Source organism: Candidatus Epulonipiscium sp. (assembly GCA_012519205.1).
In the GTDB taxonomy this organism is placed as follows: domain Bacteria; phylum Bacillota; class Clostridia; order Lachnospirales; family Defluviitaleaceae; genus JAAYQR01.
On record JAAYQR010000007.1, the window covers coordinates 47,248 to 60,559 of the forward strand.

The following is a 13,312-nucleotide window of genomic DNA, read 5'->3' on the forward strand; positions in this document are numbered from 1 at the left end:
GGGGTATTATGGCAAACTACTTAGTTATTGTAGAGTCACCAGCTAAAGCAAAAACCATAAAGAAATTTTTAGGAAGATCATATAAGGTAGAGGCATCAATGGGACATGTAAGGGATTTGCCCAAAAGCCAACTAGGAATAAATGTAGAGGAAGATTTCGAACCTAAATATATAACTATCCGTGGGAAGGGCGAACTTCTTAAAAAACTAAGAAAAGAAGCAAAGGCTGCCGATAAAGTATATTTAGCGACTGACCCTGATAGGGAAGGGGAGGCAATATCATGGCATTTGATTCATGCCCTCAAATTAGACGAAAAAAAGATAAGCAGAATTACCTTTAATGAAATAACTAAAAATGCAGTGAAAAATTCTATTAAAGAAGCTAGAAGTATAGATATGAATGTAGTTGATGCACAACAGGCAAGAAGAGCCTTAGATAGGATTGTAGGGTATAAAATCAGCCCACTTCTTTGGAGAAAAATAAGAAAGGGTCTTAGTGCAGGAAGAGTTCAATCGGTTGCCTTAAGACTCATTTGTGATAGGGAAGAAGAAATAGAAAACTTTGTTCCTGAAGAATATTGGACCATAGATGCTGAATTTTCTAATGAAGATAATAACAAGGTTTTAGGATTTAAATTTTATGGTCTAAAAGATAAAAAGCTTGAGATTAGTACCAAAGAAGAAACAGATAAAATTATTAAAGAGGTAAAAAAACAAAAGTATAAAATAGAAGAGATAAAAAGGGGAGAGCGTAAAAGAAATCCAATACCCCCCTTTACTACTAGTACCCTTCAGCAGGAAGCTTCTAAATATCTAGGTTTTTCCACCCAAAAAACTATGCGAATAGCCCAACAGTTATATGAAGGTATTGATTTGCAAGGGGAAGGTACAGTAGGTCTTATAACATATATTCGTACAGATTCTGTAAGAATTTCAGAAGAAGCAAAGGCACAGGCAAAGGAATATATTGAAGAAACTTTTGGCAAAGAATATTTAAACCCAAAGGGTGCGGAATATAAAAGCAAGGGAAAGAGTCAAGATGCCCATGAGGCTATTAGGCCATCCTATATAGATAAGGCCCCAAAAAATATCCAAAAATCTTTATCTAAGGACCAATATAAATTATATGAATTAATTTGGCAGAGATTTTTAGCCAGTCAGATGGCCCCTGCCGAATACAACACATTTTCTATTAGAATAAGCGCAGGAAAATATATTTTCACAAATTCCGGTTCCTCCATTAAATTCGATGGGTTTCTTATTGTATATAATAAAGAAAAGGATAAGGACGAAACCCCTAAGTTTGATATCGATGAAAACGAGGCTATGGTGCTACAAAAAATAGAAGGAAAACAACATTTTACCCAACCACCTCCAAGGTTTTCTGAAGCCACCTTAGTTAAAACCTTAGAAGAAAATGGGGTAGGGCGCCCTAGCACCTATGCGCCTACAATTACTACCATTTTGGCTAGGGGCTATGTAGCAAAAGAAAATAAGGTTTTATACACAACTGAATTAGGTGAAATAGTAAATGACATTTTAAAAACATATTTTAAAAATATCGTTGACGTAGATTTTACTGCCCATATGGAAGAACAATTAGATGGAGTAGAAAATGGAGATGTTCCTTGGAAAAAGATAATTAAGGAGTTTTACCCTGAATTTAGTGAAACTCTAAAAATCGCCGAGGAGGAAATAGGAAATATAGATTTAGAAGAAGTCTCCGATGTAATCTGCGAAAATTGCGGAAGGAATATGGTAGTTAAATACGGAAGATATGGTAAATTTTTAGCATGTCCCGGTTTCCCTGACTGTAGAAACACCAAGCCATTATATGAAGAAGCAGGGGTAGATTGCCCCAATTGTGGTGGAAAAGTAATTATTAAAAAGACTAAAAAGGGACGAAAATATTACGGTTGTGAAAATAATAATGAATGTGAGTTTATGTCTTGGAATAAGCCAACAGGGGAAAAATGCCCTAAATGCGGGGAATTTTTAGTGGAAAAAGGAAGGAATAAGGTAAGGGTAGTATGTAGTAATACAGACTGCAATTATAGTCATACTAAAGAGTAAAAATAATATCTTAATATGAATGAAGTATACTTTAAATTTATTTCTAAGTTTACAGATAAGAAAAGTAAGTTTTTTAGTAAGTTATTTAAAACATATTGTTTTTTGAAACAATTAATGATAAGATATATATGTATATTGAAAGAAAAAAACAATTATTTAGAAGAATTTGACAACAAAGTTGACCCTGTCAGCTTTGTTTTTTTGAGGATTAAAGATTGGAGTGAAACTTCCAAAAAAACATTTTAAATTGTATAAAGTGAGAATCTTTTGAACAGAATACTAAACAGATGGAACAATGATAATATTAAGGAGGAAATAATATGTCAGTAGAATTATTGGGAAAAACAAGAAAGGTTAATCAATTACTACAGCGTTCAGGTTCTGAACCAGTTATTTTTAATGATATATGTAAGGTGCTCAGTGATGTTTTATCATCTAATGTTTTAGCTATAAACACAAAAGGAAAGGTTTTAGGGGTGAATTATACAAATCCTTCAAACAACATCTTGAAGTCTAAAGATGAAGCTGCGGGGAACTTTATAGATTCAGAAGTTAGCGAATTCCTACTAAAAGTAATAGAAACCAGAGAAAATGTCCCATTATCAGAATACCGTTTTAAGAACATAGACGATATTATACAAAAATACAATAGCACTGTAATCCCTATTGCTGCCGGAGGAGAAAGATTAGGAAATCTTTTATTCTATAAAGATAGTGGGCAATATACCATCGAAGATTTAATTTTAGGAGAATATGGAGCAACAATCATTGGACTTGAAATACTACGTTCAAAAACTAGGGAGTCAGCCGAAGAAGATAGAAAGGCTAATATTGTAAAATCTGCCATAAGTACTTTATCATATTCCGAATTAGAAGCGATACTTCATATATTTGAGGAATTAAATGGTACTGAAGGTCTTTTAGTGGCTAGTAAGATTGCGGATAGAGTAGGTATTACTAGATCAGTTATTGTCAATGCCCTAAGAAAATTCGAAAGCGCCGGAGTAATTGAATCCCGTTCTTTAGGAATGAAAGGAACCTATATTAAGGTTTTAAATAATATCCTGATAGAAGAATTAAACAAACTTAGAAGATAAAAAGCGACGGAAGTCGCTTTTTTATTTTTGTAGTATTGGTGTGGGTCAAAATTCTTACAATAATTTTATTGATTCTTTGTATTGAAATGTATATAATGAAAACAAAGTCGAATTTCTATGAAATATTTAAATATGGAAATTAATAGTTGACATGGATATCAATTGGTGTAAAACTAATTAAAGCTAAATTTAGCTTTAAATCTTGATTTACACAAACACAATAATCTAGTAAGATTATATTATCTAAAAGATGGGGGGGGGAGAAAGATGTTGTTCAACCGTTTATATTCTAACACAAACATATTAGAAAAAGCGTTGGATGCGTCATGGCTTAGAAATGATACCATCGCAGACAATATAGCTAATGTGGATACACCGGGATATAAAAGAAAAGAAGTTGAGTTCGAGAAGTATTTAGAAAAATCTATGGCATTTAATAAGTCGCCAAGCAAGGTGAATATTGAAAACATCCAACCTAGGATGGTAATGGCAAACGATAAATTACAAACGAGGATGGATGAAAACAATGTAGATATAGATGTTGAAATGACAGAAATGGCAAAAAACAGTATCAGGTATAATACTTTAATTTCCCAAGTTTCTGCAGAATTTAAACGAATAAATATTGTATTAAATAGTAGATAGGAGGGGGAATATATATGTCTTTTTTTAATGCGATGGACACAAGTGCTAGTGGTTTAACAGCCCAAAGGCTTAGGATGGATATCATATCCCAGAATATTGCCAATGTTAATACGACACGGACAGAAAATGGACAGCCATATAAGAGAAAAACTGTGTTATTTGAAGAAAGAAGTAATAAGGCATCTTTTAGTACCGTGCTTAAGAATAATATAGAGCAGTATAGTACTTCCGGTGTAAGAGTAGCGGGCGTTGTTGAGGATAATAAGGATCTTAAATTGGTATATGAGCCGGAACACCCTGATGCAGATGAAAATGGATATGTTAGAATGCCTAATGTAAATATCATTGAAGAAATGGTGAATATGATATCAGCAAACAGATCCTTTGAGGCCAATGTAACAGCAATGAATACTAATAAAAGTATGGCATTAAAGGCATTGGAGATAGGACGCTAAGTCATTCATATAAATTAGGGGGATGGACATGAAAGTAGAATCTACAGGCGGGTCTAATCTCATAGGTAATGCTATAGATCCTAGCCGAAACCAAATAGAAAAAAAGGGAAAAGTCTTTGAGGAATTTTATAAAGCTGCAATTGGATTAATAGAACAAACCGATAAGGCTCAAAAAGAAGCCGAAAAGCTTGGATTAGACTTTGTAATGGGCAAAACAGACAATATTCATAATGTTATGATTGCTCAGGAAAAAGCAAACATCGCACTTCAATTTACTGTGCAAGTTCATAGTAAAGTATTAGAGGCCTATAAAGAAATTATGAGGATTACACTATAATTATAGGAAGATAATACAAAGTCTATGATAAACAATACAATATTTGCACAGGAATGAGGTGAATTAATGCAGGAAACAATTTCTCGGATGTCCGAACAAATTACAGAGTACTGGAACCGTTTTGATAAAAGTCAAAAAATAAGAATTGGTATTATAACTGTTTTAGTCATATTAACATTAGGAATTGCTATCTTTCTTACAACCAGACCTCAATTGGTCAGGTTATTTAACGAGGAATTAACTAATGCGCAGGCTGCAGATGTTAAAGAGGCATTAGACGGGGCCCAAATCTATAATATAACCAATCAAGAAGGAACGGTAATAGAAGTTAAAAAGACAGATTATGCTAGGGCTAAGATGGCCTTAGCTAAGGAACAAATCCCCAATAAGGGATTTACTTTTAAAGATGCCTTAGAAAATAGCACCATGGGAACTACAGAAACAGAGAAAAAAGCTATGGATAGGGAAGTCAAACAACAAGAACTTGCTAGTGATATTGCCTCAATTGAAGGGATAAAATCAGCGGATGTTCATTTAGTTATTCCCAATGAAGATAATTTTTTCTTAGCATCTACCCAGGAGGCAACAGCCAGTGTAAAGCTTGATTTAAAAAATGAATTAACAAGTAAACAAATTCTCGGTATTGCCCATTATGTAGCCGGAAGCGTTAAGAATTTAGATGTCAGAAATGTAAGGGTTATAGATAATAAAGGAAATATACTTTATCTAGGTGAAGAAAATGGTCCGGGGATTAATATGGGTGAACAGCAAGAACGTAAATCAGCAGCCGAAAAAGATATTGAAAAAAAGGTTATTTCTATTTTAGGTCCCTTATTTGATGAGGTGAGGGTAACCCCTAATCTAGTTTTGAATTTTGACCAATATAAAGAAAAACAAGAAACTGTAAGCTCTCCTATTGAAGGCGAAAAAAAGGGAATTATATCCTATGAAAACAAATCCACAAGAAAAGCCAGTGGAGGGGCTGAAGGAGAAGAACCGGGACTAACAGCAAATGGTGGTGATATTCCAGAATACCAAATGGGGAGTCAAAACAATTATGAGGCTAAGGAAGATCACAGTGAAGTTAAATATGAATTAGATAAAAAATATACTGAGATAGAAAAAAGTATAGGAAGCATAGTAACAGATTTATCTAATTTATCAGTAGTCGTGTTAAGAGATAAGATTTATAATCAAGAACAAAAAGAAAAGACCCAGGGAAATGGGGAAACAGATTCGCTCCTTGAAGGAGAAACCTGGGATGAATACAAATACCGTATCAAAACAAAACCAGCCATGATTAATATTGATGGGGAGTATCCCGAATTAGAAAGGTTGGTTGCTAACGCAGCAGGAATTAATTTGAACAATGTAGAGATTGTGGGATATGAAGTACCTGTGTTCGTTGATAAACAAATAAAAGCAAGGCCTTACAATGAATATATAGCTATGGGCATTTTGTTTGCTTTAATTGCTCTTTTAGCTTTTGCATTAATAAAGAAGACAGAACCTCACGAGATAACTGAAATAGAACCTGAATTATCGGTAGAGGAAATGTTAGAAAGTTCACAAGTTAAACCGGAAGAAGTAGATCCAATTGAGTACAATGAAGAATCTGAAATCAAGAGACAAATTGATAAGTTCGTAGAGGAAAAACCCGAAGCAGTGGCAAGTCTATTGCGCAACTGGCTAAGCGAGGAATGGGAGTGAACATAGATGGCAGTTGTGAGAGAAGAATACTCAGGGAAAGAAAAAGCAGCAATATTACTTATTGCATTGGGACCTGAAAAATCCGCACGGATTTTTAAACATTTAAAGGAAGAGGAGATAGAGCAGCTCACCCTAGAAATTGCTAATATCCGAACGGTATCCCCTCAAATAAAGGAAAAGGTGCTGGATGATTTCTATCAAATTTGTTTGGCACAGCAATATATCGCTGAAGGTGGTATTTCATATGCAAAACAAGTTTTAGAAAAAGCTTTGGGAAGTGAAAAGGCTTTAGAAGTAATCAATAGGCTTACAGTTTCATTGCAGGTTCGCCCCTTTGACTTTGTAAGAAAAACAGATGCTTCCCAACTGCTTAACTTCATCCAAAATGAACATCCACAAGCAATTGCTCTTATTCTCTCATACCTAAAGCCCAGTCAAGCATCTATAGTTTTGGCATCCCTGCCCCAAGAGAAGCAGGCCGATGTTGCAAGGAGAATTGCCTTAATGGATAGAACTTCTCCTGATATCATTAAAGAAGTTGAAAGGGTACTTGAGAAAAAACTTTCAGCATTAGTGACAGAGGATTATACTGCTGTTGGTGGTGTAGATGCAATCGTAGAAATTATTAACTCCGTTGATAGGGGTACTGAAAAACACATTATGGAAACCTTGGAAGTTGAAGATACAGAACTTGCAGAAGAAATTAAGAAGAAAATGTTTGTATTTGAAGATATCATCACACTGGATAATCGTTCAATCCAAAGAATTCTCAGGGAAGTTGATAATAACGATTTAGCTATTGCCCTAAAAGGTTCTGGAGAAGAAGTGCAAAATGTTATATTTTCCAACCTTTCAAAACGTCTAGTCAGTATGATAAAAGAAGATATGGATTATATGGGTCCTGTTAGATTACGGGATGTCGAGGATTCACAACAAAAAATTGTTAATGTTATAAGGAAACTCGAAGATGTGGGTGAAATCGTTATTTCCAGAGGTGGAGGTGACGAAATAATTGTCTAATGTAATCAAGGGACCTGCCATAAAATATAACTCTGATGAGGCTGTACCCATAGAGATAAGTGAAGAGATACAAAATGAAATTTTAAAGGTTGACGAAAATACGGCAGGTGTTATGAAAGAAAATATCATCTTAAAGGCCAAGCAGGATGCCAATAAAATGATTGAGGAAGCAAGAGAGAAGTCTGAGCAGATTTTAAACCAGGCAAAAAAAGATGCATTACTTGCGAAAATGAAAATCGAAGAAGAGGGAAGACAAAGAGGGTATCAAGAGGGCTTTCATAAAGGTTCTGAGGAAAGCAAAAGGCTACTTATCCAAGCAAAGACCGAATTAGACAATGCTCTAAAAGAAAAGGAAAAGATTATAAATGGTATTGAGCCTAAGATGGTTGATTTAATTGTTGATATCTGCGAAAAAGTCTTGAAAAATGCTGTAAAGGTAAATAAGGAATCCATTTTATATATTATAAAAAAAGGATTCTCAGAAGCAAGGGATAATGGGGGAGAATTTACCATTAAAATATCAGAGGGGGATTACCCGATTGTTTTAGAATCAAAAAAAGCCCTCAGTGAGGAAACAGGCTTTAATGGAAAAATTACCATTATAAAAGATACAACATTAAAATTAGGAGATTGTATTATAGAAACGGAACTTGGTAGTATTAATTGCGGTTTAGATGCACAACTACAAGGTTTAAAACAAGATTTACTTCTTATTTTGGGGTAGGATGGCATAGTATCTTTATAGAATGGGTGAGGACTTGGACAAAATTAACATCGAAAAATATAAAGTTGTATTAGATAAAAATTATAACATATATAGAGGAAAGGTATCCCAGGTAGTTGGGTTGACCATAGAATCCATAGGACCCATTTGTAATCTTGGAGATATGTGCCTTATACAATCACAAAACCAAGAGAATCCTGTAAAGGCAGAAGTGGTAGGTTTTAGAGATAATAAGATATTATTAATGCCCCTAGGGGATATGACAGGAATCGGGCCTGGAAGCATAGTAGAGGCTTCTAATGCTGCTTTAAGTGTTGGTGTAGGAGAGCATTTATTTGGAAGGGTACTAGATGGGTTAGGATATCCAATTGATGAGGAAAAGACAATCCTTTCCGATACACAATATCCTCTTTTAAACCATTCCCCAGACCCTTTAAAAAGAAATCGTATTAAAGAGGTTTTACCCCTAGGGGTTAAAGCTATAGATGGACTTTTGACCATAGGAAAGGGTCAAAGGGTAGGGATTTTTGCAGGGAGTGGCGTCGGCAAAAGCACATTATTAGGGATGATTGCAAGAAATGCAAAGTCAGATTTAAATGTGGTTGCCTTAATTGGAGAACGGGGAAGAGAAGTAAGAGAGTTCATTGAAAAAGATCTCCAAGAAGAAGGACTAAAACGTTCAATTATTGTTGTAGCAACCTCTGACCAGCCGGCATTAGTCCGTTTAAAAGCGGCACAAACAGCAACCGCAATTGCAGAATACTTTAGGGACAAAGGCAAGAATGTTTTACTTTTGATGGATTCCCTTACACGGTTTGCCATGGCCCAAAGAGAAGTAGGTCTAGCTATCGGAGAACCCCCTGTAACACGAGGATATACGCCATCTGTATTTGCTGTTATGCCGAAACTTTTAGAAAGGGCAGGTAATTCGGATAAGGGATCTATTACCGGTCTATACACAGTTTTAGTCGATGGGGATGATATGACAGAACCTGTTACAGATACAGCTAGGGGTATACTAGATGGGCATATAGTTTTATCTAGAAAAATAGCCAATAGAAACCAATACCCAGCGATAGATATTCTTCAAAGCATATCAAGGGTAATGACCGATATTATTGATGATGAACATAAGGAACTTTCCCATATAATTAAAAAATTATTAGCAGTATATACTGAGGCTGAGGACTTAATAAATATAGGGGCTTATGTTCGGGGAAGCAATGAAGAAATCGATGAAGCTGTTTCAAAAATAAAAGCCATTATTTCCTTTTTAACACAAAAAATAAATGAAAAATATGATTTGAAGGATGTTTTAAAGGAAATGAAGCAAATTGTCACTAATGAAAACTCCAATTAAAGGAGCATATTATGGGCCGATTTCAATTTAGATTAGATAATATTTTGAACATAAGAGAAAAATTAGAAGATAAAAAGAAACAGGAATACGGAGAGGCTTCTACAAGCTTTCAAAACGAAAAGGAAATAAAGCATCAACTAATAAATAAAACAGACAATATATTCTGTGGGATGCGGGATATGCTAGAAAATAAAATTACTCCACGGGAAGTCCTTTATTATAATCAGTATATTGGTTTCTTAAAGGAAAGGATAATTGAACAAAACAAAAAAGTGGAGGATGCCGCAAGGCATATGGAAAATAAGCGCTGCGAACTATTGGAAGTGGTAAAGCAAAGGAAAATGCTTGAATCATTAAAAGAAAAGCAGAAGGCTGCATTTCTAGAAGAAGTAAATAAAAGTGAACAAAAAATCATTGATGAAATCATAAGTTTTAAATCACAAAACCGCCTAAGGGATAGGGGGAAAACTAGTGGCTGAAATAGTTAAAGAACATAATATAAATAAAAAAAGCAAGGCTCCTTTTATTATTGTAACCGTAAGTTTCCTTATTATACTTATTGCTGTAGGAATTATCATACGTTTTAATATTGGCAATGTAACAGAAAAATATTTAAGGAACACTTTAGAAAAAGTTCCTATTGTCAACAATCTTCTTCCCCCTAAAAACGAAGAAGGGGATAAATATGCTAATATTTCTAAGGAACAACTGGTTAAGGAATCTAAAGAACTCCAAAAAAAAATAGAGGACAAGGAGCAATTTATCAACATATATAAAGACAATATCGAAAAATTAGAAGCAGAGATAACCAGGCTAAAGGAAATAGAAAATCAGCAAATTCAATATAAAGAAGATGAGAGAAAGTTCAGCGAAATGGTTGCTTTAGAAGATCCCAAAGGTTTTATTGAATTTTTTAAAAACACCCATCCCGATACCGCCGCCGAAATATATGAAAGATTAATTGGTGAGGAAATAGAGATACAAAAGATTAAGAAATATGCACAGCCGTTTCAGACCATGGATCCTTCCGATGCAGCAAAGGTTTTAGAAGAGATGGTTGGCACCGATATGGATTTGGTTGTTCTTCTTTTAAATAATATAGATAGTGAACAACAAGCTGCAATACTTGGGGAGATGAACCCACAAAAGGCAGCTAGAGTAGTCAAGAGCATGGCTCCAAATTAAAAGAAGGGGGGGAAAGATATGGATGCAGGATTTCAAGTTTTAAGTTTTGCCTCTAAGGGGGTCAATGGTAACCTAGGTAATTTTACCAGAGAAAATACTCCAAAAAAAGAAGGTAATTTTGATATTGTTCTAAAAAATACCCAGCAGCAAAATATAACGCAATCTAGAAAAAATGATGGGGTACAATCTACATCATCTACCCACTTAGTTCAAAATTCAAGAAATGTTCAAAGTTCAGAAACGCCAAAATCAAAAGACTCACTAAATCAAGAAGTGCCTAATGAAAAAGAGCTGATATCAGAGATTGAAGAAAAAACAGGGATATCAGAAGAAAAGATTCAAGAGGCCCTAAACCAAATGGGTATTTCGGTATATGAACTGCTTTTACCTGAAAACCTACAAAAATTTATACAACTAATCACAAATGCGACAGATCCTATTGAGTTATTATCAATTCCAAATATTAATCAGGTGTACAAGGAAATTGCAAATATCTTTAGCCAACTACAAGAAACATTTCCTATTTTAGAAGATGGAATTACCCAGGATTTAATGAATCAAATGCCTAAAGAACAAAGTGAAGAGGACTTAGTAGAAACTTTAATAGGAAAAAATAATAGGATGGAAGAACAAGATTCTAGAAATACAGAAACTCTACAGCAGGGAACTGTACCGGAAGATGAAGTTGTACTAGACCAAAATTCTATGGAAGACCAATTTCAGGACGGGGGGACAAATAAGGAACAACCCTTTATTGAAATTGACAAGGATAATCTTAAGGATTTTGGAAGAGTAAATAATTCTAAGGAACAGGTTAATGATATCGGCTTAGAAAATAGCGATAATGAGGAAGTTGGAGATACACCCATAAACAACAATTTGTTTGTCCAACAAAACACTAGGACCGAAACTCTAAAAACCGATGGTTTATCAGCACAATCTAGAACGATTTCAATTGAACCAGAGCAACTTATAAGTCAAATGGTAGAACATATAAAAATAAACGCAAAAGAAGAATCCTCAGAGATAAGCCTGCAACTTAAACCAGATCATTTGGGGAAATTGTCCTTAAAAATCGTGACTGAAAGAGGAATTCTAACTGCACAATTTATGGCAGAAAGTCAAATGGTAAAAGAGATTATTGAATCAAACTTTAACCAATTAAAAGATGTTCTTCAGGAACAAGGCTTAAAGATACAAAACCTAGAGGTATCCGTTAAGCAAGAATCAGCGAAACAAGATTCAAACTTAATGAATGGGAAAACTGGTAAATCGGATAAAAGAATAAGTCAGATTATCCTAAATTCCATGGAAGATTCAGTAGAAGGCTATGAAGGAAATTACAATAATCCATACAAACGTTCAGAAGGGGAAGTTGATTTTTCCGCATAGCAAGAATATACAATAGGGGGTGAAACCATGGCCGATTTAACAAATGTAAATTATATAAACTCTAATGATTCAAAGATACAATATAAGAAGGAAGATACCGCACCCAAGAATGAAATTAGTAAGGATGCCTTTTTGCATTTATTGGTTACTCAATTAAGATATCAAGACCCACTTAACCCAACCAATGACAAGGAATTCCTAGCTCAAATGGCACAATTTACTACCTTAGAGCAAATGCAAAACATGAACCAAAATTTTGAAGCCACTAAGGCATTTTCATTAATTGGCAAGGAAATACAAGCCACCATCATTAATGAGCAAACCTCAGATTATGAGGTGATTCAAGGGAAAGTAGAATTTGTAAAGATGAGAAATGGTAAGCCATATTTACTTGTCGGCAATAAAGAAGTACCGGCAGAAAAGGTAGAAATCGTAACAGATTCTAGTATCTTAGGCATTACCAATGAACCTACAAATGCTTTTGAACTCATTGGAAAAGTTGTACAGGTACAAGTAAAAAATCCTGATACTAAGAAAGTTGAATACGTTGAAGGAAAAGTAATGCATATCAACATGAAAAAAGGCGTTCCCTATGTGGTAATTGGTTCTGGGGAGTCAGCTATAGAAGCATCGCTAGCTGATTTGGTAAGTGTTGTAGAAAAAGAATCCTTAACAGGAAAAAGGATAAAAGGCACTATCTTTAATAGTGAAACCACACAAAATGAAGCCATAGAAGGCATAGTAGAATATATTCTTATTAGAGATAACTTAATGTATGCAGTAGTGGATGGTAAAGAACTTTCGATTAAAGATGTTGTACAAGTTTTTGAGGAATAGTTAGGTGGTGATTTTATGAGAATAATCCAAAATCCAGTTAAAATTACACCTGTTGCCCCTTTAAACCCTAGTAAAATAGAAGCTACCAATCCTATTAATTCCTTTGAACAGGTATTAATAGATAAAATATCTTCAAATGGACAAATAAAGTTTTCAAAACATGCTTCTATGAGGCTAAATTCAAGAAACATTTGCTTCACCAATGAGCAACTTAAAAAACTTGAAAAAGGTATAAAAAAGGCAGAAGAAAAAGGAATTAAAGATTCTTTAGTCCTCATGGATAAGGTTGCCCTAGTGGTAAATATTAAAAAACGTACTGTGGTAACTGCAATGGATTCTAGTCAAACAAATGAAACAGTTTTTACTAATATCGATGGTGCTGTGATTGTATAGGCTGGACCTCTAAGAGGAGGCTTTTATCTCGGAATGGATGAAGAGATGGTTTACAGCATAAATATATGAATTATTCGTTGGGAGG

Annotated in this window: 14 protein-coding genes; all 14 read left to right on the forward strand. The window is 34.5% G+C overall.

From position 1 onward, the window contains the following. The first annotated feature begins 8 nt into the window (after nt 1-8). The 14 genes from topA (at nt 9) to GX308_01480 (ending at nt 13,227) form a co-directional block, all read left to right on the forward strand. Nucleotides 9-2,072, forward strand: a complete 2,064-nt coding sequence (gene topA / locus GX308_01415) for a type I DNA topoisomerase (GenBank protein NLK20750.1) — start codon at nt 9-11, stop codon at nt 2,070-2,072. Nucleotides 2,073-2,392: 320 nt separating this feature from the next. Continuing rightward, nucleotides 2,393-3,169 carry a GTP-sensing pleiotropic transcriptional regulator CodY gene (gene codY, locus GX308_01420; protein ID NLK20751.1) on the forward strand — a complete coding sequence of 259 codons (777 nt, stop codon included), beginning with the start codon at nt 2,393-2,395 and terminating at the stop codon, nt 3,167-3,169. A gap of 270 nt (nt 3,170-3,439) precedes the next feature. Beyond that, the gene (flgB, locus tag GX308_01425) at nt 3,440-3,814 is read left to right on the forward strand and encodes a flagellar basal body rod protein FlgB (protein NLK20752.1); all 375 of its coding nucleotides are present in this window, start codon (nt 3,440-3,442) and stop codon (nt 3,812-3,814) included. Nucleotides 3,815-3,828: 14 nt separating this feature from the next. Continuing rightward, on the forward strand, nt 3,829-4,269 hold the full coding sequence (gene flgC, locus GX308_01430; GenBank protein ID NLK20753.1) for a flagellar basal body rod protein FlgC: 441 nt from the start codon (nt 3,829-3,831) through the stop codon (nt 4,267-4,269). Nucleotides 4,270-4,297: 28 nt separating this feature from the next. Beyond that, nucleotides 4,298-4,606 carry a flagellar hook-basal body complex protein FliE gene (gene fliE, locus GX308_01435; protein NLK20754.1) on the forward strand — a complete coding sequence of 103 codons (309 nt, stop codon included), beginning with the start codon at nt 4,298-4,300 and terminating at the stop codon, nt 4,604-4,606. Nucleotides 4,607-4,672: 66 nt separating this feature from the next. Then, complete coding sequence (fliF, locus tag GX308_01440; GenBank protein NLK20755.1) at nt 4,673-6,316, forward strand: flagellar M-ring protein FliF; 1,644 nt, start codon at nt 4,673-4,675, stop codon at nt 6,314-6,316. 6 nt (nt 6,317-6,322) lie between these two features. Continuing rightward, nucleotides 6,323-7,336 (forward strand): flagellar motor switch protein FliG, encoded by a 1,014-nt coding sequence (fliG, locus tag GX308_01445; protein NLK20756.1) that lies wholly within the window; start codon nt 6,323-6,325, stop codon nt 7,334-7,336. Continuing rightward, nucleotides 7,329-8,060, forward strand: coding sequence for a hypothetical protein (locus tag GX308_01450; protein NLK20757.1), 732 nt, complete (start codon nt 7,329-7,331; stop codon nt 8,058-8,060). Before fliG ends, GX308_01450 begins: the two co-directional genes overlap by 8 nt. A 34-nt stretch (nt 8,061-8,094) precedes the next feature. Continuing rightward, a complete protein-coding gene (gene fliI / locus GX308_01455; GenBank protein NLK20758.1) occupies nt 8,095-9,420 on the forward strand; it encodes a flagellar protein export ATPase FliI in 1,326 nt (441 codons plus the stop codon). A gap of 11 nt (nt 9,421-9,431) precedes the next feature. After that, nucleotides 9,432-9,899, forward strand: coding sequence for a flagellar export protein FliJ (fliJ, locus tag GX308_01460; GenBank protein ID NLK20759.1), 468 nt, complete (start codon nt 9,432-9,434; stop codon nt 9,897-9,899). After that, nucleotides 9,892-10,605: a hypothetical protein gene (locus GX308_01465; protein ID NLK20760.1), complete on the forward strand. Its 714-nt coding sequence runs from the start codon at nt 9,892-9,894 to the stop codon at nt 10,603-10,605. The genes fliJ and GX308_01465 overlap by 8 nt, the downstream gene beginning before the upstream one ends. Before the next feature lie 18 nt (nt 10,606-10,623). Then, a complete protein-coding gene (locus tag GX308_01470) occupies nt 10,624-11,997 on the forward strand; it encodes a flagellar hook-length control protein FliK (protein ID NLK20761.1) in 1,374 nt (457 codons plus the stop codon). Nucleotides 11,998-12,024: 27 nt separating this feature from the next. Next, nucleotides 12,025-12,834, forward strand: coding sequence for a hypothetical protein (locus GX308_01475; protein ID NLK20762.1), 810 nt, complete (start codon nt 12,025-12,027; stop codon nt 12,832-12,834). A gap of 15 nt (nt 12,835-12,849) precedes the next feature. After that, a complete protein-coding gene (locus GX308_01480; protein ID NLK20763.1) occupies nt 12,850-13,227 on the forward strand; it encodes a flagellar biosynthesis protein in 378 nt (125 codons plus the stop codon). Nucleotides 13,228-13,312 lie beyond the last annotated feature (85 nt).

What these genes read in the sequence shown, in the direction of transcription:
- GX308_01475 (NLK20762.1), top strand. Translation starts at nt 12,025, where the DNA reads ATGGCCGATTTAACAAATGTAAATTATATAAACTCTAATGATTCAAAG.
- GX308_01470 (NLK20761.1), top strand. Translation starts at nt 10,624, where the DNA reads ATGGATGCAGGATTTCAAGTTTTAAGTTTTGCCTCTAAGGGGGTCAAT.
- fliF (NLK20755.1), top strand. Translation starts at nt 4,673, where the DNA reads ATGCAGGAAACAATTTCTCGGATGTCCGAACAAATTACAGAGTACTGG.
- fliG (NLK20756.1), top strand. Translation starts at nt 6,323, where the DNA reads ATGGCAGTTGTGAGAGAAGAATACTCAGGGAAAGAAAAAGCAGCAATA.
- fliE (NLK20754.1), top strand. Translation starts at nt 4,298, where the DNA reads ATGAAAGTAGAATCTACAGGCGGGTCTAATCTCATAGGTAATGCTATA.
- GX308_01480 (NLK20763.1), top strand. Translation starts at nt 12,850, where the DNA reads ATGAGAATAATCCAAAATCCAGTTAAAATTACACCTGTTGCCCCTTTA.
- codY (NLK20751.1), top strand. Translation starts at nt 2,393, where the DNA reads ATGTCAGTAGAATTATTGGGAAAAACAAGAAAGGTTAATCAATTACTA.
- flgC (NLK20753.1), top strand. Translation starts at nt 3,829, where the DNA reads ATGTCTTTTTTTAATGCGATGGACACAAGTGCTAGTGGTTTAACAGCC.
- fliJ (NLK20759.1), top strand. Translation starts at nt 9,432, where the DNA reads ATGGGCCGATTTCAATTTAGATTAGATAATATTTTGAACATAAGAGAA.
- topA (NLK20750.1), top strand. Translation starts at nt 9, where the DNA reads ATGGCAAACTACTTAGTTATTGTAGAGTCACCAGCTAAAGCAAAAACC.